Origin of the sequence: Flavobacterium sp. TR2 (genome assembly GCF_025252405.1) — a bacterium.
In the GTDB taxonomy this organism is placed as follows: domain Bacteria; phylum Bacteroidota; class Bacteroidia; order Flavobacteriales; family Flavobacteriaceae; genus Flavobacterium.
In genome coordinates this window covers 848,726-870,232 of record NZ_CP104307.1, presented here as the reverse complement: position 1 = coordinate 870,232, position 21,507 = coordinate 848,726, and the positions used below count along the sequence as shown (strand labels likewise).

Annotated in this window: 20 protein-coding genes; 14 read left to right on the top strand and 6 right to left on the bottom strand. The window is 35.5% G+C overall.

The features are described from left to right. Positions 1-33: 33 nt before the first annotated feature. Both N4T20_RS04185 and metG read right to left on the bottom strand, forming a co-directional pair. The gene (locus N4T20_RS04185) at positions 34-1,629 is read right to left on the bottom strand and encodes a hypothetical protein (protein WP_260671849.1); all 1,596 of its coding nucleotides are present in this window, start codon (positions 1,627-1,629) and stop codon (positions 34-36) included. Between the two features lie 114 nt (positions 1,630-1,743). Continuing rightward, a complete protein-coding gene (gene metG, locus N4T20_RS04180; RefSeq protein WP_260671848.1) occupies positions 1,744-3,879 on the bottom strand; it encodes a methionine--tRNA ligase in 2,136 nt (711 codons plus the stop codon). Positions 3,880-4,449: 570 nt separating this feature from the next. Between metG and N4T20_RS04175 the strand changes: the two genes are divergently transcribed. Continuing rightward, positions 4,450-4,677, top strand: coding sequence for a CDGSH iron-sulfur domain-containing protein (locus N4T20_RS04175; RefSeq protein WP_119793435.1), 228 nt, complete (start codon positions 4,450-4,452; stop codon positions 4,675-4,677). Positions 4,678-4,740: 63 nt separating this feature from the next. Here N4T20_RS04175 and N4T20_RS04170 read toward each other — a convergent pair whose 3' ends face one another. Then, complete coding sequence (locus N4T20_RS04170; RefSeq protein ID WP_260671847.1) at positions 4,741-5,643, bottom strand: PhzF family phenazine biosynthesis protein; 903 nt, start codon at positions 5,641-5,643, stop codon at positions 4,741-4,743. Between the two features lie 167 nt (positions 5,644-5,810). Between N4T20_RS04170 and N4T20_RS04165 the strand changes: the two genes are divergently transcribed. Then, entirely contained in the window at positions 5,811-5,957 is a 147-nt protein-coding gene (locus tag N4T20_RS04165; RefSeq protein WP_260671846.1) for a hypothetical protein, read from the top strand. A 22-nt stretch (positions 5,958-5,979) separates the two neighbouring features. Here N4T20_RS04165 and N4T20_RS04160 read toward each other — a convergent pair whose 3' ends face one another. Beyond that, a complete protein-coding gene (locus N4T20_RS04160) occupies positions 5,980-6,408 on the bottom strand; it encodes a protease complex subunit PrcB family protein (protein ID WP_260671845.1) in 429 nt (142 codons plus the stop codon). A gap of 299 nt (positions 6,409-6,707) precedes the next feature. Between N4T20_RS04160 and N4T20_RS04155 the strand changes: the two genes are divergently transcribed. The 9 genes from N4T20_RS04155 (at position 6,708) to proC (ending at position 16,171) form a co-directional block, all read left to right on the top strand. After that, a complete protein-coding gene (locus N4T20_RS04155) occupies positions 6,708-7,247 on the top strand; it encodes a hypothetical protein (protein ID WP_260671844.1) in 540 nt (179 codons plus the stop codon). 77 nt (positions 7,248-7,324) lie between these two features. Continuing rightward, positions 7,325-8,239, top strand: coding sequence for a hypothetical protein (locus N4T20_RS04150; protein ID WP_260671843.1), 915 nt, complete (start codon positions 7,325-7,327; stop codon positions 8,237-8,239). Positions 8,240-8,396: 157 nt separating this feature from the next. Further along, positions 8,397-9,668 (top strand): serine--tRNA ligase, encoded by a 1,272-nt coding sequence (gene serS / locus N4T20_RS04145; RefSeq protein ID WP_260671842.1) that lies wholly within the window; start codon positions 8,397-8,399, stop codon positions 9,666-9,668. A gap of 95 nt (positions 9,669-9,763) precedes the next feature. Next, positions 9,764-10,591, top strand: coding sequence for a prolipoprotein diacylglyceryl transferase (lgt, locus tag N4T20_RS04140; protein ID WP_260671841.1), 828 nt, complete (start codon positions 9,764-9,766; stop codon positions 10,589-10,591). 52 nt (positions 10,592-10,643) lie between these two features. After that, positions 10,644-12,425 carry a tetratricopeptide repeat protein gene (locus tag N4T20_RS04135; RefSeq protein ID WP_260671840.1) on the top strand — a complete coding sequence of 594 codons (1,782 nt, stop codon included), beginning with the start codon at positions 10,644-10,646 and terminating at the stop codon, positions 12,423-12,425. A 101-nt stretch (positions 12,426-12,526) separates the two neighbouring features. Next, positions 12,527-12,838 carry a DUF4286 family protein gene (locus N4T20_RS04130; protein ID WP_260671839.1) on the top strand — a complete coding sequence of 104 codons (312 nt, stop codon included), beginning with the start codon at positions 12,527-12,529 and terminating at the stop codon, positions 12,836-12,838. 327 nt (positions 12,839-13,165) lie between these two features. Then, the gene (gene rsmA, locus N4T20_RS04125) at positions 13,166-13,951 is read left to right on the top strand and encodes a 16S rRNA (adenine(1518)-N(6)/adenine(1519)-N(6))-dimethyltransferase RsmA (RefSeq protein WP_260671838.1); all 786 of its coding nucleotides are present in this window, start codon (positions 13,166-13,168) and stop codon (positions 13,949-13,951) included. Continuing rightward, a complete protein-coding gene (gene mgtE / locus N4T20_RS04120; RefSeq protein WP_260671837.1) occupies positions 13,935-15,284 on the top strand; it encodes a magnesium transporter in 1,350 nt (449 codons plus the stop codon). Before rsmA ends, mgtE begins: the two co-directional genes overlap by 17 nt. A 110-nt stretch (positions 15,285-15,394) precedes the next feature. Continuing rightward, a complete protein-coding gene (gene proC, locus N4T20_RS04115; protein ID WP_260671836.1) occupies positions 15,395-16,171 on the top strand; it encodes a pyrroline-5-carboxylate reductase in 777 nt (258 codons plus the stop codon). A 153-nt stretch (positions 16,172-16,324) separates the two neighbouring features. On the opposite strand, the gene nhaA is transcribed toward proC, so the two are convergent. After that, positions 16,325-17,473: a Na+/H+ antiporter NhaA gene (gene nhaA, locus N4T20_RS04110; RefSeq protein WP_260671835.1), complete on the bottom strand. Its 1,149-nt coding sequence runs from the start codon at positions 17,471-17,473 to the stop codon at positions 16,325-16,327. A gap of 210 nt (positions 17,474-17,683) precedes the next feature. Between nhaA and N4T20_RS04105 the strand changes: the two genes are divergently transcribed. The 3 genes from N4T20_RS04105 (at position 17,684) to N4T20_RS04095 (ending at position 19,536) form a co-directional block, all read left to right on the top strand. Next, a complete protein-coding gene (locus N4T20_RS04105) occupies positions 17,684-18,634 on the top strand; it encodes a 2-hydroxyacid dehydrogenase (RefSeq protein WP_260671834.1) in 951 nt (316 codons plus the stop codon). Between the two features lie 190 nt (positions 18,635-18,824). Next, positions 18,825-19,241, top strand: a complete 417-nt coding sequence (locus tag N4T20_RS04100) for a DUF805 domain-containing protein (protein ID WP_260671833.1) — start codon at positions 18,825-18,827, stop codon at positions 19,239-19,241. Positions 19,242-19,257: 16 nt separating this feature from the next. Beyond that, a complete protein-coding gene (locus tag N4T20_RS04095; protein WP_260671832.1) occupies positions 19,258-19,536 on the top strand; it encodes a TM2 domain-containing protein in 279 nt (92 codons plus the stop codon). A 129-nt stretch (positions 19,537-19,665) separates the two neighbouring features. On the opposite strand, the gene N4T20_RS04090 is transcribed toward N4T20_RS04095, so the two are convergent. Further along, positions 19,666-21,468, bottom strand: a complete 1,803-nt coding sequence (locus tag N4T20_RS04090) for a lysophospholipid acyltransferase family protein (RefSeq protein WP_260671831.1) — start codon at positions 21,466-21,468, stop codon at positions 19,666-19,668. Positions 21,469-21,507 lie beyond the last annotated feature (39 nt).

The window sequence follows — 21,507 nt, the reverse complement described above, 5'->3', positions numbered from 1 at the left end:
CTTCGTTGTTTGTTCAATGTAAATCCCAAATTATTAAATTTTCATTTTGAAAAAATAAGTTTGGGCAGCTTCTCCTACTACATTTGGTTGATAAGTTTTACAGGTAATTATAGTGTTGTCATCAATAAACAAAATGGATTTCCTATTATCATCTAATGGAAATGGGGGATAGCTGAAAATAACAGAAAGATTATCATAGTTATATACTTTTTCTAGATCAGATAAATAGATATTTGACGGACTTGCGGCTATCATTTTCGTATTAAATTCTCTTTTTACTTGAAGACCTAAATCCAATTGATACTTTTCCCAAAAAATGGATTCATTATCTTCTGAAATAAAAAGAAACGGTTCCGGATATAAAACTCCATTAGGAAATACCGGATAATTCTTTTCAATTTTTAATTCCTGATTAATGTATGTATTAGCATAAATTACTCCGGAAGAAGTATTACTTTCTCCCATATATAATTTGCCGTTTTTACTATTAAATTCTATATCTCCGTGTATATATGCATTGTAACTAATGTTAATTGCATCTCCATTTGCTCCATTAATTGTATAAATACCCGTAGCACCTGAGGTTGGAGGTGTTCTATGGCAGAATAAAACATTATTATTTCCTGCTTCAATTTTATGAAAACCCCAGCCGCCTGTTTGTGTTGGAAAGTTATATACAGACATTGTCGATAAGTCAACTTTCGTTAATTTGTCGATATAACGTTGTGTTAGATATAAATATTGACCATCAGGTGAAATGTCCAAATCTGAAAACCTTTCATTGGTTAAAATATGGGATTCAATTTTTAAATTTTTACTATCAATTATCAATAGACCATATTTGTCAGCCTTATCAGAGTTATATTGAGGCGCAACAATTGCATATATCTTTGATCTTTGAGCGTCTTTAATCATTTTCGGAATATAGTATTGAAATTCTATGAAATTACCCGTTATGATTTCGACAATATTGCTTCCTATAACTTCGCTTGGAGAGCTAGAAGTTTTAACTACAATTTGATATTTCTGTTTTTCGATTAAGGATTTTGTTTCTAGATATTCGTAAGTTAATTTATTAATATCCGTAATTTCAGCTAGTGGTTGGGAGTTATTACCATACACTAAATAAGAAATAAAGTTGTTTCCTTCATATTTAGACCATTTTAAATTTATCGATCTGCCTGTATCATTGGATGCCTCAAGTTTAATTGCATTTGAAATTGTTATGGAGTCCTTCTTAATCAAAAGGTTGTTGTTATTGTAAACCTCAAAGAAAATTTTATGTAATCCTTTAGTCAAATTGATATTAATTTCACTTTCTAAATTGTTGTCTGGTTTTCCTTCATAAAGTGATCCGTCGATATTGCTTCTCCACTTAATTGCTAAATTAGTTTTGGAATTGCTATCATCAGAGAGTACTATTTTTGCTTTTAATTTTTTTTTAACTGTTGGATCTTCAAAAATGCCCGCAGTACCATTATTATAAAAAGATAGATCCCTCTCTTTTATAGGTTCAATAATAGTTGCAGTTAATTTTACTTCGGATATTTCAGTTTCATCAACAGTATTTTTGTCACTGCTGCAATTGTATAAAACAATTGATAATAGTAGAATAAGAATTTTTTTCATTTTAATTTTTTGAGGAACATTTTATTTTGAGGGAATAAATTTACATTTAATTAAACAAAAAAGCGTGAATCAATTTGCATTAACTGATTCACGCCATTTATAAAATGTATAAGATTAATTTACCGTAGCTCCATTTGGTGCATCAGCATCTGGATTTACAAAAACCAATTTTCCTTCAGCATTTGTTGTCATCAAGATCATTCCTTGACTTTCAACACCGCGTAAAGCTCTTGGAGCAAGATTTGCCAATACAGAAACACGTTTTCCGATGATTTCTTCTGGCGAAAAACTCTCTGCAATTCCTGAAACAATCGTACGAACATCGATTCCAGTATCTACTTTAAGAACCAAAAGTTTGTTTGCTTTCGGCATTTTTTCAGCTTCCAAAATAGTTCCGATACGAATATCCATTTTCGCAAAATCCTCAAACTGAATTAAATCTTTTTGCGGATCTGGTTGTTTGCTTTCAGCTAGATTAGCTGTTTTTGTTGCTTCCAATTTATCTATTTGTTTTTGTATTTCTTCGTCTTCGATTTTAGCGAAAAGCAATTCTGCTTCGCCAATTTTATGTCCAGAAGGCAATAAATCTGAGTTTTCAGAAATATCGTTCCAGCCTAAAGTTTTCTCGATAAAGATATCTTTTGCATCACGATTTTTCTCTTTCAAGAATTTGCTGAAACCTTCAAAATGTTCTTTAAGGTCAGCTAAATTCAATATTTTAGAAAGTTTTGCAGCTGTAAAAGGTAAAAACGGTTCTGCCAAAACGCTCAACGCCGCAGCAATTTGCAATGCTACATACATTTGAGTTTTTACGCGCTCTGGATTGTCTTTCATTACTTTCCAAGGCTCTTCGTCAGCAAGATATTTGTTTCCTAAACGAGCCACATTCATTAATTCGCCCAAAGCTTCACGAAATCTATAACGCTCAACTGAACTTGAAATTACAGCTGGATAGGCTTTTAATTCTGCTAAAGTTTGCTCGTCAACTTCTGTAAATTCGTTTGGTGTTGGGATAACTCCGTCGTAATACTTGTTGGTTAAAACCACCACACGATTCACGAAGTTTCCAAAAACAGCAACCAATTCATTATTATTTCTAGCCTGGAAATCTTTCCAAGTAAAGTCGTTATCTTTTGTTTCAGGAGCGTTAGATGTTAAGGCATAACGTAAAACATCTTGCTTGTCTGGGAATTCTTCTAAATATTCGTGCAGCCAAACCGCCCAGTTTTTAGAAGTCGAAAGTTTGTTTCCTTCCAAGTTCAAAAACTCGTTTGCAGGAACGTTATCTGGTAAAATATAGCTTCCTTCGGCTTTTAACATCGCTGGGAAAATGATGCAGTGGAAAACGATATTGTCTTTTCCGATAAAGTGTACCAATTTGGTGTCTTGATCTTTCCAATACGGTTCCCAGTCTTTTCCTTCGCGCGCTGCCCATTCTTTGGTAGAAGAAATGTAACCGATAGGAGCGTCAAACCAAACATATAGTTTTTTGCCTTCGGCACCTTCAACAGGAACATCAATTCCCCAATCCAAGTCACGTGTTACGGCGCGAGGCTCTAATCCTGCGTCGATCCAAGATTTTACTTGTCCGTAAACGTTGGTTTTCCAGTCGTTTTTATGTCCGACCAAAATCCATTCTGTTAAGAAATCGGTATATCTGTCTAAAGGTAAAAACCAGTGTTTTGTTTCTTTTAAAATAGGAGTTTCGCCCGTAATTGTCGATTTTGGGTTGATCAAATCAGTCGCGTTCAAAGTAGATCCGCACTTTTCGCACTGATCTCCGTAAGCTTCAGGATTGTCACATTTTGGGCAAGTTCCAACCACAAAACGATCCGCTAAAAACTGATTCGCTTTTGCATCGTACAATTGTTCTGTAACTTCTTCAATAAAATCTCCTTTATCATACAATGTCCTAAAGAATTCTGAAGCCGTGTCGTGATGAATTTTTGCAGAAGTTCTTGAATAATTGTTGAATGAAATTCCGAAATCTTCAAATGACTTGCGGATAATCCCATCATACTTATCAATAACCTGCTGTGGTGTAACTCCTTCTTTTTTGGCTTTCATCGAAATTGCAACCCCGTGTTCATCGCTTCCGCAGATAAATGCTACATCTTTTCCTTGCAATCTTAAATATCTCGAATATATATCTGCAGGCACATAAACCCCAGCCAAGTGACCAATATGAATAGGTCCGTTGGTGTAAGGCAATGCCGCTGTGATCGTATATCTTTTTGGATCTTGTATCATAATTCAATTTTATTGAGTGCAAAAATAAGCAATAGAATTGAGATTTTAATATGGCACGAAGATTCGTATGTAATTTCACAGCGTTGCACAAAGAAAAAGCTTAAAGATTCGTTAAGTATTTTGTTTTTGGGATTGAGCAGATTCAGGTAGAATTTTTGCTTTTTAATTTTGCTGAGCAGCAGAACCGTAAAGTTTTTAAAGTAGTTGAATGATCTCGAACAAACTTTTAGATTGTCAGGCTGAGCGGAGTCGAAGCCCCCACAACGTGATTCAGCAAACGGGGCTTCGACTCCGCTCAGCCTGACAGCAAATTTGCTTAGTTTCACTATAAGATTAAAAAAATAAAACTTTGCTTTTCTGTAACTTTGCGAGATTATTTCGTCAAAATAAGTATCAATCTTTGCGGGGCTTCGACTCCGCTCAGTCTTATAATCTAGTGTATCTTTGCATAAGACCTCTGCGCTCTTCTGCGTAATTCCTCCATAAAATAGAACCAGTTTAAACTAGCCTTCCAAGCAAAATCTTCAAAATATATTTCGCAATCTTTGCATCCGAAAAAAAACAAATTTTATGAGCAAGACTAAATTAATCATCAATAAAAACGGATCAATCAAAATTGAAGGCGATTTTGAAATCATGGATCCAGAAGGAGCGCTTTACGGTTTACAGGGAAGAACTGCTCTTGGACTTTGCCGTTGCGGACATTCTTCAAACAAGCCATTTTGCGATGGAGCACACAGAAACAACTTTGAACACGATTCTGTTGCGTTTGATTTACCGCCAATGAAAACGAACTAAAAAGTTTCTTTTCTAGGTTTACATATAAAAAAAGCTGCATTTTCTAGATGCAGCTTTTTTTATTTAGATATAAAGTTCTCCTTTCATAGTTATAATTGAAGAGCCGCCTACCAAAATATCTTCTTCACGATTCATAACCTCAATCATAGAAGCTTGTTTTAGCTTTACGCCTTGAAGAATTTTATATTCCTTATCCGATTTAGTAAATTTTTTTTGCGTTAAAAAACCAATTAATGGTCCTGCCGCCGTTCCAGTTGCCGGGTCTTCGATTATTCCGATTATAGGGTTAAAAAATCTTGTTTCTACTATATGTTCTTCACCTTCATCTGCGGGAGTGAAACAATAAAAACCTTCAAAATTATATTCTTTTGAGATTTGAATTAAAAGCTGGTTGTCTGGAGTAAAGCTATTCAATATTTGGCTGTTTTTTATCGGAACCATTATATGTGCAACTTCCGTCTTAACTATTGTAGGCACAAAAGAATTTACATCCAAATCCTCAATCTTTAATCCCAGAGCTACTGCAATTTTATATGTTGGGATTTCTTGTTTGATAACTGCCGATTTTTGGTGCATCTGAACCACTGGGTAAAGAGTAGTCAAGTCAAAACTTACGGATACAGGAATTGCCGAATGTTTCATAATTACAAAGGGCTCACTTTCGTTTTGCTCATCAAAAATAGCCAATCCTTTTAGTAGAGCACCGCAGACTGCACCCAATAAATTATGCCCTGCACCATCGATTTCGATTCCGGTTGGAGTAAAAGAACGAACCACAAGCGCTTTTTCTCTTGTGGAATAATAGACAAATGAGGTTTCAGAATAGCCAAATTCTTTAGAAATATCTTGATAAGTTTCTAGTTTTAGATTTCCATCTGTAAAAACGACTGAAAGCGGATTTCCCCTGTAGCTTTCGTTTGAGAATACGTCTAAAACGTAATATTCTAATGCTTTTCTTGCCCTCATATTTTTCTATTTTGCTGCTAAACCAATTCTGGATGCAATAAAATTACGGTTTATTCTTGTATTTCGTCGACAGGTTTTATTTTTAATAAATATTTTAATGTTGTTTGCGGATTATCAGGTTTCTGGATAAAGCAAAGTTTAAAGATTTTGATGCAAAGAAATTTTTAATGCTCTACGAATATGTCTCGCATATTGAAACCAAAGTAAAAATAACGCCAGAAGAAAAAGAAATATTAGTGCTTTCTGGACGTTTAGCAATTTATTTAAAAACTAATGAATTGAAAGAATTGCTGTTGGAGAATATAAGGAAATGAATATGTTTTCTAGATTGTAAACTTATTGTTCAAAAACCACTTTTTTGTCTGTTTTTGCTGTTTTCACAACATCATAAGGTCTTGAGGATTTCTTTGTGAGATTACCGTTTTTCAGCTTTTCGACTTTTACGATTATCGTATTGCGGTTTTCGGTCATTTCCACAATATCTATTGAATGCCCGTCATTTGGCTGGGTTTTATCAATAACAGCAATAACCTGATATTGGCTAAAATCAATATTCTTTTCTATCGAAAAGTTCATTTCTTTCATGAATTTATTCCAAGTCTTGGCATCTTTAATAACCAAATGCCTTTGGGCAATACTTTGGTCATTAGGAAAAGAATCTCCTTTGGCTACTAATGCAAATGGAACGTCAGACTGCGGCAATTCATCATTGTCACAGCTCACCAGCAAAAGCAGGATGCTAAAAATTAATAAAATCTGTTTCATGTTTTTGGTTTTAGCTAGGAGAACTTTGGTGTAAAGTCTTATTTCTTAAACAGATATGCTTTTTTATAAATGGTTGCTTAAAGGTAGTCAATTTTTGACGAACTTTTTAATTTATATTGATAACGGGAATTTTTGTTAAAGATTGTAAGGGCAAACGATGAAAAACCAGAAAAATTGTATTTAGGTTAAAAAAGATTACAGTCTCAGGCGTTTATGGAGATCAAACTAGGCGAAAAATAACTCAAAACATTCAATTATTTCCCGCAACTTTGCAAAACAATCTTTTAAATAAAATTCAAATGGAATTCGGTAAAATCATTATTTCAGAAACGGCCGCAAATAGCGAAAACCCTCAAGACGTTGTCAATTCGAATATTTCGGTAATCAATTTAATGCGTGAAGAAAAAATTGACGACGACTTAATTCACGAAGATGCTTTGATGAGCTATTATTTAGACTTTTATGCTTCAAAATATGCCGAAGGGAATTTTTCGAAGTTTGTTCATGATTCGGGTTGGAACAAAGAATTGAACGAATTGATTGAAGAAGGCTTGGCTCTGATTGGGGCAGAAAAGCATTTGGAGTTATTTAAAGAACAATGCCGAAAACTGCGTTTGCAGAGCAATATTAAATTAGGGAAATTTCTAAAAGACAAGTATGAAGCCCCAAACGCTTTTAAAGATTTGCTGAATAATAATGCTTATTTTGAGTTGGATGAAAATCTGGCCGAACTAAATGCCGCATTTTTAAAATCGCATCCCGATACAGAAGTGCTTTCGGTTGAAGAAATGTTTAAAACACTGGAAGAGTTTGTTGGACACGAAATCAAGAGAGATTAAATTTTGTTTTTTCTGCTGAGGTTTGTAAGAAAATTATATATTTGAAATGCCCTAAAATTTCTAACAAATCAAAACCTATGAAAAAAACGATTCTTTTAAGCGGAGTCTTAATGTTTCTGTTTTCCTGCGGGAAAAATGAAAAGGTTCCAAACGAAGCAGAAATTCAGAATCAGGAGCTGTTTTCGCAGACAGAAAAAGATTTTGGACAAAAACAACTGAAAAAACTCATTTTTAAAAATCTGGATGAAATTGAAGATTCAAAAGAAATGAATCTGCAGCTGCTCTCAAAAGTGGCGTCAAATCTCAATGTGAAATATTCAGATATTAAAGTCAACGAGTCAAGTTCAATCAACTATGATGATCAGACGGCATTTTTTGTCCTGACCATGGTAACGCACGATAAAAAAGCATTCAAATCGGGCGATGATGACGAATTGGGAAATTATTATCAGCGCAAATACTTGTTTGTAAATCGTGAAAACGGAAGTGTAATTGCCGAAGAATTTGATGAAAATCTAGGCTATTATGATAATGAAGCCATTCAGTTTTCGAAATCACATATTTTAAAAGACTTGGTTTACCTAAACGAAAATACGCCAGCGATTGCTTTTTATACCGAAGCCAGCGCTAGAAGCAGAATCGTTTTGTATTCGGAAAAGAAATTTACTCTGATTACTCTGGGAGATAAAGAAATTAAAAAGGTTTTGTACGAATATCCTATCCGATTGACCAATGGGGATTCTAACGGAAGCGGGACTTTTCAAATAGAAACTTTAGAAACCGGAATGAGCTTTTCTGACCATAAAACAAACGGCTATTTTGACTTGATCATAACCAAAAACTTCTCGTATGAAGAAGCGGTCGAAAATGATTTGGAAAACGGAATTTCAGAAAAAAGCGATCTCAAAATCAAAAAAGAATTCGAAAAGCTAAAGTATAACGGTAAAGATTATGCTTTTCATAGAGACGACAGGCTTCGTTTTTTGGAGTAAACTTGACAAAACAGAAATAATAGCAGAAGCACTTTTAAGGTGCTTTTGCTGTTTATAAGAGATTTCGGTTTTCCTGAAAAACTTTGTCCTTTTGTTAACAAACATTTCCTTAAATTTGCTTCCGTTATAAAAATACAATAGTTATAAAAATCAAGCTATGTTACAAATCGCATTTATTAGAGACAATCAAGAGAAAGTAATCAAAGCTTTAGCAAAACGAAATATCGATGCTAAAAGCGTTGTGGAAGAGGTGGTTCAATTAGACGAAAATCGTCGTGCTGCACAGGTAGAATTAGACAATACTTTATCAGAATCTAATAAATTGTCCAAAGATATTGGTGAATTGATGAAAGCTGGCGAGAAAGCTAAAGCGGCAATCTTAAAAGAAAAAACAGTTTCACTAAAAGAAAAAAGCAAAGAACTGAGCGAAAAGGCAGAAGCTTTGGCTGTTGAGTTAACCAATAAATTATATACTTTGCCAAACCTTCCGGCAGATATTGTTCCTGAAGGAAAAACTCCAGATGACAATTTGAATGTTTTCCAAGAAGGAGATATTCCTGTTTTACATGAAGGCGCACAGCCGCACTGGGAATTGGTTAAAAAATATGATATTATCGATTTTGAATTGGGTGTAAAAATCACTGGAGCTGGATTTCCTGTTTACAAAGGCAAGGGAGCAAAGCTTCAACGTGCTTTGATCAACTACTTTTTAGATAAAAATACTGCTGCAGGATACAACGAAGTTCAGGTTCCTCATTTGGTAAACGAAGCTTCAGGATACGGAACAGGACAATTGCCAGACAAAGAAGGGCAGATGTACCATGCGGGAGTTGATGATTTATATTTGATCCCGACGGCTGAGGTTCCAGTTACAAACTTATTCCGTGATGTTATTTTGAACGAAAGCGAATTGCCGATCCTGCAAACTGCGTATACGCCATGTTTCCGCCGTGAAGCAGGTTCTTACGGAGCGCACGTTCGCGGATTAAACCGTTTGCACCAATTTGATAAAGTAGAAATCGTTCGCATCGAGCATCCTGATAACTCTTATGCGGCGCTTGACGGAATGGTTGAGCACGTAAAAGATATTTTAAAAGAATTGAAATTGCCTTACAGAGTTTTACGCCTTTGCGGAGGAGATATGGGATTCACATCTGCGTTAACGTATGATTTTGAAGTGTTTTCTACAGCACAAGATCGCTGGTTAGAAATCAGTTCTGTTTCTAACTTTGAAACTTTCCAGGCAAACCGCTTGAAATTACGTTTTAAAGACAAAGAAGGAAAAAATCAGCTGGCGCATACGCTTAACGGAAGTTCTTTGGCGCTTCCTAGAGTTTTGGCCGGAATTATTGAAAATTACCAAACTCCAGAAGGAATCGTAATTCCAGAAGTTTTACGTCCTTACTGTGGATTTGATATTATAAACTAAAAAAAATAGTTTTTAAGATATAAACCTAACAGCCCCGAAGCTTCGGGATAAAATCTGTTAGGTTTTCTTAATTTATAGAAATTAAAAAACGGAGCATGATGAATGGAATTTTAAATTGGAACGTAGATCCGGTTATTTTCTGGATTACAGATAGTTTTCCTCTTAAATATTACGGAGCTCTTTTTGCCTGCGGGCTTCTTTTAGGTTTTTATATTGTTAGAAACATTTATAAAAAAGAAAACCTTTCTTTGGACAATCTCGATTCTTTATTGATTTATGTTATTGTCGGAACTGTTTTGGGTGCCAGACTTGGGCATTGTTTCTTTTATGAGCCCGATTATTTCTTCAAACACCCGATAGAAATTCTTTTGCCAATCCAGAAAATTAAAGGAGCTTACCAGTTCGTGGGCTATCAAGGTTTGGCAAGTCACGGAGGATCGATTGGAGTTATTACAGCAATGATTTTGTACTGCCGTAAATACAAAGTGCAATTTTTAGGGCTTTTAGATAAAATGGCAGTTGCAGTTCCTGTGACGGGGGCATTTATCAGAATGGGGAATTTTATGAATTCTGAAATCTACGGAAAACCAACCAACGGAAATTGGGGAGTAGTTTTTCAGAGAGACGATCTGATTCCGAGACATCCAACACAATTGTATGAAGCTTTTGCTTATGTATTGATTTTCGTGATTCTGTTTTATATGTACAAATCTGAAAAAATCAGAAATGCAAAGGGATTAATCTTTGGAACTTTCTTAACTTTATTATTTACAGCTCGCTTTATAATTGAATTTTTCAAGGAAAATCAAGAAGCTTTTGAAAATGATATGCTGATTAATATGGGACAGATTTTAAGCGTTCCGTTTATATTGATCGGTTTAGGCTTGATCTTTTGGAAATCGAAAAAAGAAGTAGCAATTTAAAGTCTTAAGTTTTTAGTTTAAACTTGGCTAAAAACTTAAAAAAAACTGCAATATGAAAAACATATTGATTTATATAGTTTTGTTATGTTCTGGTTTTGCGTTTGGCCAAAACGAGCAGCTGGCTCAATATTACTATGACAAAGGTGATTTCGAAAAAGCTAAAATCAGTTACGAAGAGCTTTTGCGAAGTGCGCCATCCAATACGCAGTATTTTTTAAGAACCGTCGATTGCTATCAGCAATTGCAGCAATTTGCCAACGCAGAAAAAGCTATTCAAGATCGTTACAACCGCTACAAACAAGGCGTTTTTTTGGTTGAGTTGGGATATAATTTCCAGTTGCAGAAAAACGATTCGAAAGCTAAAAATTATTACGAACAAGCCATCGAGAAAATAAAAGCAAACCCAAATGACGTTTACGGAGTTGCCAGTTCGTTTGAGAAAAAAGTATTGCTGGAATATGCCTTAAAAGCGTATCAGACCGCAATGCAGGTGCAGCCCAATTTTAACTTCAATTTTCAAATCGGAATGCTGTACGGACAATTGGGAAAAACCGATTTGATGATCGATTTATTGTTGACAGAATCTTTTACAAATCCTCAAAACACCAATCTGATCCAGACGCAATTGTCCCGATTCATGAATGGCGAAACAGACAATACAGCTTTTAAAGATGCAATGCGTAAGGCGTTAATTCTGAAAACTCAAAAAGATCAAGATGTTTTCTGGAATCATTACCTAAGCTGGTTTTATGTGCAGCAGAAAGAATTTGGAAAAGCATTTATTCAAGAAAAAGCCATTTACAAGCGTGAGCCAGAATCGTTGATGAGCATTGTCAATTTGAGCCAGTTTGCGATGAATGAAGGAGATAATGATACAGCAGAAGAAATTCTGAACTTCATTCTCCAAAACACAAAAGATTTAGGCTTGCAGATTCAGTCAAACGCCTATTTAATGCAGATTAAAATTGATAAAGCCCAGGAAAAAGATTATCCAATTATCGATCAGGAATTAAAGCAATTGCTGGCAACTTACGAAATCAGTCCTTTTACCTTATCTTTGCAAATCATTCAAGCCCATTTTTTGGCTTTTAATTTAAAAAAGACAGAAGAAGGAAAGGCAGTGGTCAAAAAAGCTTTAGAATTAAATCTAAACGAATATCAAAAAGCCGACGCCAAAATGGAACTGGCCGATATTTTGCTTTTGGAAGAAAAATACAATCAGGCGCTGATTTACTATTCGCAGATTCAATTGGATTTAAAGAATGATGTCATGGCGCACGAAGCAAGTTTGAAAGCAGCAAAGACGAGTTATTACAAAGGCGATTTTGAATGGGCGAATAAACAATTCAAAGAGTTAAAAGCAGCAAACACGCAGTTGATTGCCAACGATGCTCTAGAATATTTTTTACTGATTAATGACAATACTGCCGCAGACTCGACTCAAGTCGCTTTGAAGCAGTTTGCAAAAGGAGATTTTTTAATTTATCAGAATAAAAAACAAGAAGCGATAGCACAGTTTCAGAATATCCTAAAAAACTTTAAAGGTCAGGAAATAGAAGCTGTAACGTTATTGCGTTTAGGAAAAGTTTACGAAAGCCAGAAAGATTTTGCTTCTGCTTTAAGCCAATATCAGCAGATTATTGACAATCACAGCGACGGAATTTATGTGGATGAAGCACTGTTTTTCTCAGCCGAAATTTACAATGACGAGCTAAAAGATGTAGAAAAAGCAAAACCGCTTTATGAAAAGGTAATTTTTAACCATCAAGACAGTATTTACTTTGTTGATGCTAGAAAAAAATACCGCGAGTTAAGAGGGGATAAGAATTTATAAATAAGATTTTTAGATTGTTAGATCTTTAGACTTCTTAGATGAAAAATCGGAAAGTCTAAAAATCTAAGATGTCTAAGGAGTCTAAGAAAGTCCAAAAAAAAATGATTATTTACAACGTTACCACAAACATACACGAAAGCGTTCACGACCAATGGTTAAAATGGATGCAGGAAAAACACATACCAGAAATTCTGGCGACCAATAAATTTTCTTCAGCACGAATTGTAAAAGTTCTCGTTGAAGAAGAAATGGGGGGAATTACTTATTCTGTTCAATATGTTACAGACAGCAAAGAAACGCTTGAGAAGTTTTATATCGAAGACGAACCAGAATTTCATAGAGAAGCTTTAGGTTTATTTGCCGATAAAATGCTTTCTTTCAGAACAGAATTGGAGGTTGTTTCGGAGCACTAATAATTTTTGATTATCAGTTTTCATTAAAAAAAATATGATGGAGATTCGATTTCAAACAAAAGAGGAACGTAATAAACCGCAACAAGAAGATTTTCTAAAACTGTCAAAATTGAAAGATTTTATAGTTTTTTGCGTTTACGTGAAAGGATGTGCAAATTTCCCGTTGAGAAAAATAGAATAAAATAAAGACCAATTTTCTTATTGTAATCGAGAGAAAAGAATAAAACTTTGGGTCTTTGTGCCTTAGTGGCAAAAAAAGTAGTAGAAGCTTAGTGCCTTTGCAACAAAAAGAATACTTTTGCAGCCTCGTGGCAAACAAGAAATGAAATGGAAAAAGTAAAAGCAAAAAAACATTTAGGACAGCACTTTCTTAAAGATGAAAGTATCGCAAAAGCTATTGCAGACACTTTGACCTTTAAAGGATATGATGAGGTTTTAGAAATAGGACCAGGGATGGGTGTGCTAACTAAGTATTTGCTTGAAAAACCAATCAACACGCACGTTATTGAAATCGATACCGAATCGGTAGCGTATCTGGATGCCAATTATCCGAAATTAAAAGACAAGATTATCTCTCAGGATTTCCTGAAGTATAATATAAATGAAGTTTACCACAATAAACAGTTTGCCATAATTGGCAACTTTCCGTACAATATTTCTTCTCAGATTGTTTTTAGGACATTAGAGCTTAGAGACCAGATTCCAGAATTTTCAGGAATGTTTCAAAAGGAAGTAGCCGAACGCATCTGCGAAAAGAAAGGCTCAAAAACGTACGGAATATTATCAGTTTTAGCTCAGGCTTTCTATGATACAGAGTACCTGTTTACGGTTAATGAAAACGTTTTTATTCCTCCGCCCAAGGTGAAGTCGGGTGTGATGAGAATGACCCGAAAGGAAGATTACAGTCTTCCTTGCAGCGAAAAGTTGTTTTTTACAGTTGTAAAAACCGCTTTTCAGCAGAGACGAAAAACATTACGTAACAGTTTGAAAACATTAAATTTATCAGACAATTTGCGAGAAGACACTATCTTTGATAAACGTCCGGAGCAGCTTAGCGTAGATGAATTTATTGAACTAACTCTAAAAATAGAAGCCAATGGAGTTCAAAGTTAGTAAAGAATTTATACATCAGTTAGAGGAGCTAATCAATAAGAAAAACGACAGTGAACTGGAAGTTTTGCTTAATGATCTGCATCATGCCGATATTGCCGAAATTTTAGACGAATTAGATTTCGATGAGGCAACCTACATCTTTAAGGTTCTAGATAGTGATAAAACGGCAGAAATTCTTCTGGAACTGGAAGAAGATCTGCGTGAAAACATCTTAAGCCGCCTTTCGCCAAAAGAAATTGCAGAAGAGCTTGATGAGCTTGAAACCAATGACGCTGCCGACATTATCGCCGAACTTTCGCAGGAAATAAAAGCAGAGGTAATCTCTGAGCTTGTCGACGTTGAACACGCTAAAGACATTGTTGATCTTTTGCGCTACGACGAAAACACTGCTGGTGGTTTGATGGGAAAAGAGCTTGTAAAAGTGAATGAAAATTGGACTGTCTTAACCTGCGTGAAAGAAATGCGAATTCAGGCAGAAAATGTTTCTAGAGTACATTCAATTTACGTAGTAGACGATGAAAACCGATTAAAAGGCAGATTATCGCTTAAAGATTTATTGACTTCTTCGACCAAAACGCAAATTGGCGACGTTTATATCCGAAAATTAAATTTTGTAAAAGTTGATACCGAAGACGTTGAGGTAGCTCGTATCATGCAGAAATACGACTTAGAAGCTATTCCGGTAGTTGATGAGTTAGGCCGATTGGTGGGAAGAATTACCATCGACGATATCGTAGACGTAATCAAGGAAGAAGCTGATAAAGATTACCAGTTAGCAGCCGGTATTACGCAAGACGTTGAATCGAATGACAGTGTTTACGAACTGACAAAAGCGCGCCTGCCTTGGCTTTTGATAGGAATGGTGATCGAAATTGTAGCATCATTTGTTTTAAAAGGAAACGAAAGCACTTTTCAAAAATATTCTACTTTAATCATATTTGTGCCATTGCTTTCTGCTACTGCAGGAAATATTGGGGTTCAAGCTTCGGCAATCGTTGTGCAAGGTTTGGCCAATGGAACTTTAAAAGATTTCAGCCGTGGTTATTTTACCAAAGAAATTACCGTTTCGATGATTTCTGGAAGCATCATTTCGCTGCTTTTATTAGGGTATCATTCTATTATGTATCAGCAGTATTTAGTAGGATTTGCGATTTCAATTTCGATGATTGTGGTAATTCTTTTTGCAGCAACTTTAGGAACTTTAGTCCCGCTTTTCTTGAACAAAAATAAAATCGATCCCGCAATCGCGACCGGCCCGTTTATTACAACGACCAACGACGTATTCGGAATTATGCTCTACTTTGGAGTGGCAAACCTGATTCTTGGATTCTAGATTTTTGCCACAAATTAGCCGTTTGCAGTGATTTAAAATCTCTAAAATCTGCGTAATTTGCAGACGGAAAATGCTGTTTACCAACCAGAAATATTTTAAAGCGAACCAAAATGAAAGTACACATTATTGGAGGAGGAAACCTTGGGGTTTCTATTGCCTTGGGAATTGCTAAATTCTCGAAAAACAACCAAGTTACTGTCACAAGGAGAAACACTGCAAGTATTCAATATTTATCAGAATACGGAATTACGGTTTCTAACGATAATAAACACAACATTCAAGAAGCTGATGTTGTAATCTTAACCATTAAACCTTATCAGGTAGATACGGTTTTGGCCGAAATTCTGCCCGTTATCCAAAACAAAACAATTGCTTCAGCTGTTAGCGGATTGTCTTTGGATATGCTTCAGTCTAAAACTAATTTTGAATACCCTGTAGTGCGCATTATGCCAAATATTGCTGCGCAGTTTGGAGAATCGGCAACTTGTATTTCCTTCCCAGAAAAATACAAAGAAAATGCCTCGCCGGTTGTTGATCTATTTCAAGATTTAGGAACAGCTCCTGTAATCGACGAAAAATTAATGGATGCAGCGACAGTTTTGGGCGCGTGCGGAACGGCGTATGCATTGCGTTACATTCGTGCGTCTATGCAAGCAGGAATCGAAATTGGATTTGATTCTAACACGGCTTTAGCAATTGCGGCTCAAACGGTAAAAGGAGCGGCAAAAATGCTTCTGGAAGAACGAGTGCACCCAGAACAATTAATCGACCGTGTAACAACACCGCAAGGCTGTACAATCGTTGGTTTAAATGAAATGGAGCACAATGGTTTCAGTTCATCATTAATTAAAGGAATCAAAACTTCTTTGAAACAAATCAAAGGTTAGATCTATTAATATTCAATATTTTAAATTACAAATTCCAATTTTATCCTGAGTTTTCGGGAAGATTGGAATTTTTTTTGCAGTTTAACGATTGTCAGTCTGAGCGAAAGTCAGTCCAAACAGGAACAGGCATAATGGCTAATCTGTAATTGCTGGTCATTTTTTGCTAGTTTTTTTATTCAGAGTATATTTTAAATACACAAATCCCAAAAGCCCGGCTAAGAAAGAAGCGATTAGAATCGCGATTTTAGAAAAAACAACAATTTCAGGATTTTTGAAAGCAAGAACCGTAATAAAAATTGACATGGTGAAACCTATTCCGCCCAGCATTCCCGCACCCAGAATGTGCGACCACTTTAAATTTTTAGGCAAAATGCATAAACCTGAGGTGACACCAACAGAAGAAAAAAGTAAAATTCCAAGCGGCTTTCCAACTACAAGACCCAGAATAATTCCGTACGTATTGACATGATCAAGACCTTCGTGCCAGTTTTCGGTAATTGTTATAGCAGTATTGGCTATTGCAAACAAAGGCAGTATAAAAAAAGCAACCGGCTGGTGTAAAAAATGCTGTAATCGATATGATGAAGTTTTTTCTCCACCATCGCCAAACGGAATTACAAATGCCAAAATCACTCCCGTAATGGTTGCATGAACACCAGAATTAAGCATAAAATACCACATTATTGCTCCACCAATAAGATATGGAATCAGATTGTGGATTTTCATTCGGTTTAACACAAATAAAAGACCCCAAATTCCGAGAGCAATTCCAAGATTCAGAAAAGAGATTGATGTGGTGTAAAAAACGGCAATAACAATTATAGCGCCCAAATCGTCAATAACAGCCAAAGCAGTTAAAAACACTTTTAACGAAGTCGGAACTTTGTTTCCGAGAAGCGATAAAATTCCGATTGCAAAAGCAATATCAGTTGCCATAGGAATTCCTGCTCCGTTTTGTGTGGTTGTTCCGTAATTTAAAGCCAAAAAAATTGCGGCCGGAACCAGCATTCCTCCAAAAGCTGCCATAATTGGCAGAGAAGCATTCTTAATATTGGATAATTCACCATGATAAATTTCGCGTTCCAGCTCCAATCCGATCAAAAGGAAGAAAATAGTCATCAATCCGTCATTGATCCAATGCGTTAGAGAATGTCCCGAAATTTCTTTTTCCCAAAAAGCAACATACGGAATATGAAAAGAAGAGTTGGCTAGATAGAGAGATAAAATCGTGACAAAGAGCAAGATAATTCCTCCCGATTTTTCGTTTTCAAAAAAGGCTTTAAAAGTCTTGGTAAGTTTCATTAGGGAAAATTTTCTGGAGATTGATATGATGGATTCTGGAATCCTTATTCTTTCAAAGTTAAAAAAAAATCTCCGCAATAAAAAGTTTAGGAGCAAAGGCGTAAAGATTCAGTGATTCAAAGTTTATTGCAATAAGAAAAACTTTGCGGCTTTGTGACTTTGCGAGATTAAATTAACCGTATTTTTGTTTGTATAAAAATTCAATTAAAAATGAGTGTAAAAATTCTTCATATCGATAGTAATAATCCAATTCTTTGGAATCAATTGGAAGAAGCCGGTTTTGAAAACCACGCCGATTTTAAATCTTCAAAAGAAGAGATAGAAGCAAAAATTCAAGAGTATAATGGTATCGTAATTCGAAGCAGATTCAAGATTGATAAGGCTTTTTTGGATAAAGCAACAAAGTTGCAATTTATTGCAAGGGTTGGCGCAGGCCTTGAAAGTATTGATTGTGAGTATGCTTCTGCAAGGGGAATTCACCTGATTGCCGCTCCTGAGGGAAATCGCAATGCTGTTGCAGAACATTCGCTTGGCGTAATTTTATCTCTCTTTAATAATCTGAATCAAGCTGATGCAGAAGTGAAAGCAGGGCATTGGAATCGTGAAAGCAATCGCGGTCATGAATTGGATTTAAAAACAGTTGGAATCATTGGCTACGGAAACATGGGAAAAGCTTTTGCTAAAAAACTGAGAGGTTTTGACACAGAAGTTTTATGCTATGATATTTTGGACAATGTTGGTGATGAAAATGCGAGACAAGTTTCGTTGGAAGAATTACGCGAAAAAACAGATGTTTTAAGCCTTCACCTTCCTTGGACACCAGAAACGGATAAAATGGTTAACAAAAGCTTTATAAATGCGTTTAAAAAGCCATTTTGGATCATCAATACTTCTCGTGGTAAAAACATCGTTACAGCAGATTTGGTTGAAGCCATGAAAGAGAAAAAAGTGCTAGGAGCAGGTTTGGATGTTTTGGAATATGAAAAACTTTCGTTTGAGACTTTATTCCAGGAAAATAATACGCCAGAAGCGCTTCAATATCTTATGGAGGCCAAAAATGTCTTGCTGACGCCTCATATTGCAGGTTGGACTTTTGAAAGTCATGAGCGTCTGGCACAAGTAATTGTAGATAAAATTAAAGCTGTGTACGGTAAAATCTAGGCTACAGCCTTTAGGATTTAATAACGAGTTTTTTCTTGTAAATTTTATTTAGTGAGATTAGCTTTATTTGTTAATTTTTAATAATATTGTCTCCGAATTTTAAAAGAATGAGTCTAAATAGGTTCTGTTTTTGAAGTTTGGAGAAAACCGAAAATCCTAAGAGTAGGTGTAAGAATAAATTATCCTAAATATGATTGAATGGTATAAAATTGCCATGTTTGAGAACTATGCAAATTTTAGCGGCAGGGCTAGAAGAAGTGAGTATTGGTATTTCCGTCTTGCAACAACATTAATCTTTTTTGTATTTATTTTTTTAGCGGTCATAGCTTCAATACTTGGAGGCGTAACTTTAGGTCTTCCAATTGCAATAGGATTGTTTGTTCTTTATGCGATTGCTTCTATAATCCCTTCGTTAGCAGTAACGGTGCGAAGAATGCATGATTTAGGCAAAAGCGGTTGGAATATTTTAATTTCTTGCATTCCGCTAGTAGGTCCTATCTGGTTTTTGGTTTTATTGGCTACTGAAGGAGAACAGGGAGAAAACTATTACGGTCCAGATCCTAAAAGTACGATTGAAGAAATTGATGAAATAGGAATTAATAATTAACTAAATAATATAAAAAATGGAAACTACAAAACCAGAAAGCTGGAATACTCCTTCTCAGCCAAAACAGGAGAACAAAAAAGTATTAGCAGGACTTATGGGTATTCTTTTTGGATCTTTAGGGATTCATAAATTTGTCTTAGGTTATACTCAAGAAGGAATTATACAAATCGTAATTAGTGTAGTTACTTGCGGAATTGGAAGTATTATCGGATTCATTGAAGGAATTATCTACTTGACAAAATCAGACGAAGAGTTTTACCAAACATACCAAGTTGGTAAAAAAGGCTGGTTCTAAAAGAAAAATATATTTAGATGTTAAATCCCGTTCAGAGATGAATGGGATTTTTTTTGCTTAAAAAGGCATTTTGATGCCATAAAAAAAGCCGTTTCAAATTTTGAAACGGCTTATGCTTTGTATTAATTATTAATCTTCTTTCTCAGATAATTTCTTTTCCAGTTCAATCTGAAACTCTTCAATTACGGGTTTCATCGTGCTTTCTGGAATGTCTGCAATTCGAATGTACATTAAACCATCAATGGCATTGTTGAATAACGGGTCAACGTTGAAAGCGACCACTCGCGCATTCTGCTTGATGTATTTCTTAATTAAAACTGGCAGACGTAAGTTTCCAGGTTCCAATTCGTCAATGATTTTATCAAACTTATTCAAATCAGACTCTGCTTCGTCAAAAATGAAATCTTTATCGGCATCTTTCAGTTTTACTTTGTAAGCCTTTTTCGGGTGTATGTATTGCGCAATATATGGGTCGTAATAGTTAGATTTCATAAACTCAATCATCAATGATTTAGAGAAATCTGAAAACTGATTGCTGATGCTTACGCCTCCAACCAAATATTTGTGTTCAGGATGACGCAAAGTAGTATGGATAATACCTTTCCACAACAAGAATAAAGGCATCGGTTTTTGCTGATATTCTTTCACGATAAAAGCGCGCCCCATTTCGATCGACTTGTGCATCATATCATGCAGTTCTGGTTCGAATCTGAAAAGATCGGTCAGGTAAAAGCCTTCAATTCCGTATTTTGGATAAATTTCAGAACCTAATCCCATACGGTATGCCCCTGCGATCTTTTTAGTTTCATCGTCCCATAAAAACATATGGTGATAGTACTGATCGTATTCGTCAATATCAATAGATTCGTTTGTTCCCTCGCCAACTTCACGGAACGTGATTTCGCGCAAACGGCCTATTTCGTGCAAAATGTTCGGAATTTCTTTTGCACTTGCAAAGAAAACCTCATAGTTTTTGCTCTGTAAAAATCGGCTGTCGCTGTCACGCAATGCTTGAACTTCGTCTATTAGTTTTGACTCGTTTGCAGGAGTAACTATTTTCTTAGGAGCTTTAGGTATTTTTAAGCTCGCTGTATCGATCAGTTTGGTGTCTTTCTCAAACGGATTGGCAAGCATATAGGTTTTCTTTCTTAAGAATTCTGAATATTCTTCAAAAGATTCAATTTCGTTCTGTTCACTTACAGAGATTGGTTTTCCGATACGAACTTTAATTACACGATCTTTCTGCGTAAGCAATTCAGACGGAAGTTTTGCAGTGCGCAAAGTGTCGTCAATCTTAGAAAGCCAGTAGAATAATTTACTGTTTTTGGCATGAAAGTAAATGGGAACAACAGGAACTTTAGCTTTTCTGATCAATTTCAGAGCACCTTCTTCCCAAGGTTTGTCTACTACTAATTTACCGTCTTTGTAAGTCGAAACTTCACCTGCAGGAAAAATTCCTAAAGGCTTGCCGTCACTCAAATGGCGTAAAGTTTCTTTAATGCCAATTACGCTCGATTTTGCATCCTTATGGTTTTCAAAAGGATTAACCGGCATAATGTATTTTTTCATCGGAACAATTCTATGTAATAAGAAATTGGCAATGATTTTGAAATTTGGCTCTCTTTCAAGCATCAGTTTCAAAAGCAAAATTCCGTCAATTCCTCCAAGCGGATGATTAGAAATGGTAATGTACGCACCATCTTTTGGCAGACGCTTTAAATCTTCTTCTGGGATTTCGAACTTAATTTCCATTTCGTCCAAAATTCCATTCAAAAAGTCAAGGTCTTCCAAATGTTTATTGCGATCGTAAATTTTATTAAGGGTCGAGATCTTAAGAACCTTCATAAGAATCCAGCCAGAAAAGGTACCGAAAACTCCGTACTTTTCAACATTTATTGCTTTTGCAACTTCTTTCGCGGTAACTAAACCCATGTACTACTTTTAATTTATTAGAACAGCGAACAAAGATAA

Excerpts from the sequence above, each read along its gene's own strand:
- N4T20_RS04185 (WP_260671849.1), bottom strand. The coding sequence starts at position 1,629 with ATGAAAAAAATTCTTATTCTACTATTATCAATTGTTTTATACAATTGC.
- metG (WP_260671848.1), bottom strand. The coding sequence starts at position 3,879 with ATGATACAAGATCCAAAAAGATATACGATCACAGCGGCATTGCCTTAC.
- N4T20_RS04095 (WP_260671832.1), top strand. The coding sequence starts at position 19,258 with ATGGAAACTACAAAACCAGAAAGCTGGAATACTCCTTCTCAGCCAAAA.
- N4T20_RS04130 (WP_260671839.1), top strand. The coding sequence starts at position 12,527 with ATGATTATTTACAACGTTACCACAAACATACACGAAAGCGTTCACGAC.
- N4T20_RS04160 (WP_260671845.1), bottom strand. The coding sequence starts at position 6,408 with ATGAAACAGATTTTATTAATTTTTAGCATCCTGCTTTTGCTGGTGAGC.
- N4T20_RS04170 (WP_260671847.1), bottom strand. The coding sequence starts at position 5,643 with ATGAGGGCAAGAAAAGCATTAGAATATTACGTTTTAGACGTATTCTCA.
- mgtE (WP_260671837.1), top strand. The coding sequence starts at position 13,935 with ATGGAGTTCAAAGTTAGTAAAGAATTTATACATCAGTTAGAGGAGCTA.
- nhaA (WP_260671835.1), bottom strand. The coding sequence starts at position 17,473 with ATGAAACTTACCAAGACTTTTAAAGCCTTTTTTGAAAACGAAAAATCG.
- N4T20_RS04090 (WP_260671831.1), bottom strand. The coding sequence starts at position 21,468 with ATGGGTTTAGTTACCGCGAAAGAAGTTGCAAAAGCAATAAATGTTGAA.
- N4T20_RS04165 (WP_260671846.1), top strand. The coding sequence starts at position 5,811 with ATGCTCTACGAATATGTCTCGCATATTGAAACCAAAGTAAAAATAACG.
- lgt (WP_260671841.1), top strand. The coding sequence starts at position 9,764 with ATGATGAATGGAATTTTAAATTGGAACGTAGATCCGGTTATTTTCTGG.
- rsmA (WP_260671838.1), top strand. The coding sequence starts at position 13,166 with ATGGAAAAAGTAAAAGCAAAAAAACATTTAGGACAGCACTTTCTTAAA.
- N4T20_RS04175 (WP_119793435.1), top strand. The coding sequence starts at position 4,450 with ATGAGCAAGACTAAATTAATCATCAATAAAAACGGATCAATCAAAATT.
- serS (WP_260671842.1), top strand. The coding sequence starts at position 8,397 with ATGTTACAAATCGCATTTATTAGAGACAATCAAGAGAAAGTAATCAAA.
- N4T20_RS04105 (WP_260671834.1), top strand. The coding sequence starts at position 17,684 with ATGAGTGTAAAAATTCTTCATATCGATAGTAATAATCCAATTCTTTGG.
- N4T20_RS04100 (WP_260671833.1), top strand. The coding sequence starts at position 18,825 with ATGATTGAATGGTATAAAATTGCCATGTTTGAGAACTATGCAAATTTT.
- N4T20_RS04155 (WP_260671844.1), top strand. The coding sequence starts at position 6,708 with ATGGAATTCGGTAAAATCATTATTTCAGAAACGGCCGCAAATAGCGAA.
- N4T20_RS04135 (WP_260671840.1), top strand. The coding sequence starts at position 10,644 with ATGAAAAACATATTGATTTATATAGTTTTGTTATGTTCTGGTTTTGCG.
- proC (WP_260671836.1), top strand. The coding sequence starts at position 15,395 with ATGAAAGTACACATTATTGGAGGAGGAAACCTTGGGGTTTCTATTGCC.
- N4T20_RS04150 (WP_260671843.1), top strand. The coding sequence starts at position 7,325 with ATGAAAAAAACGATTCTTTTAAGCGGAGTCTTAATGTTTCTGTTTTCC.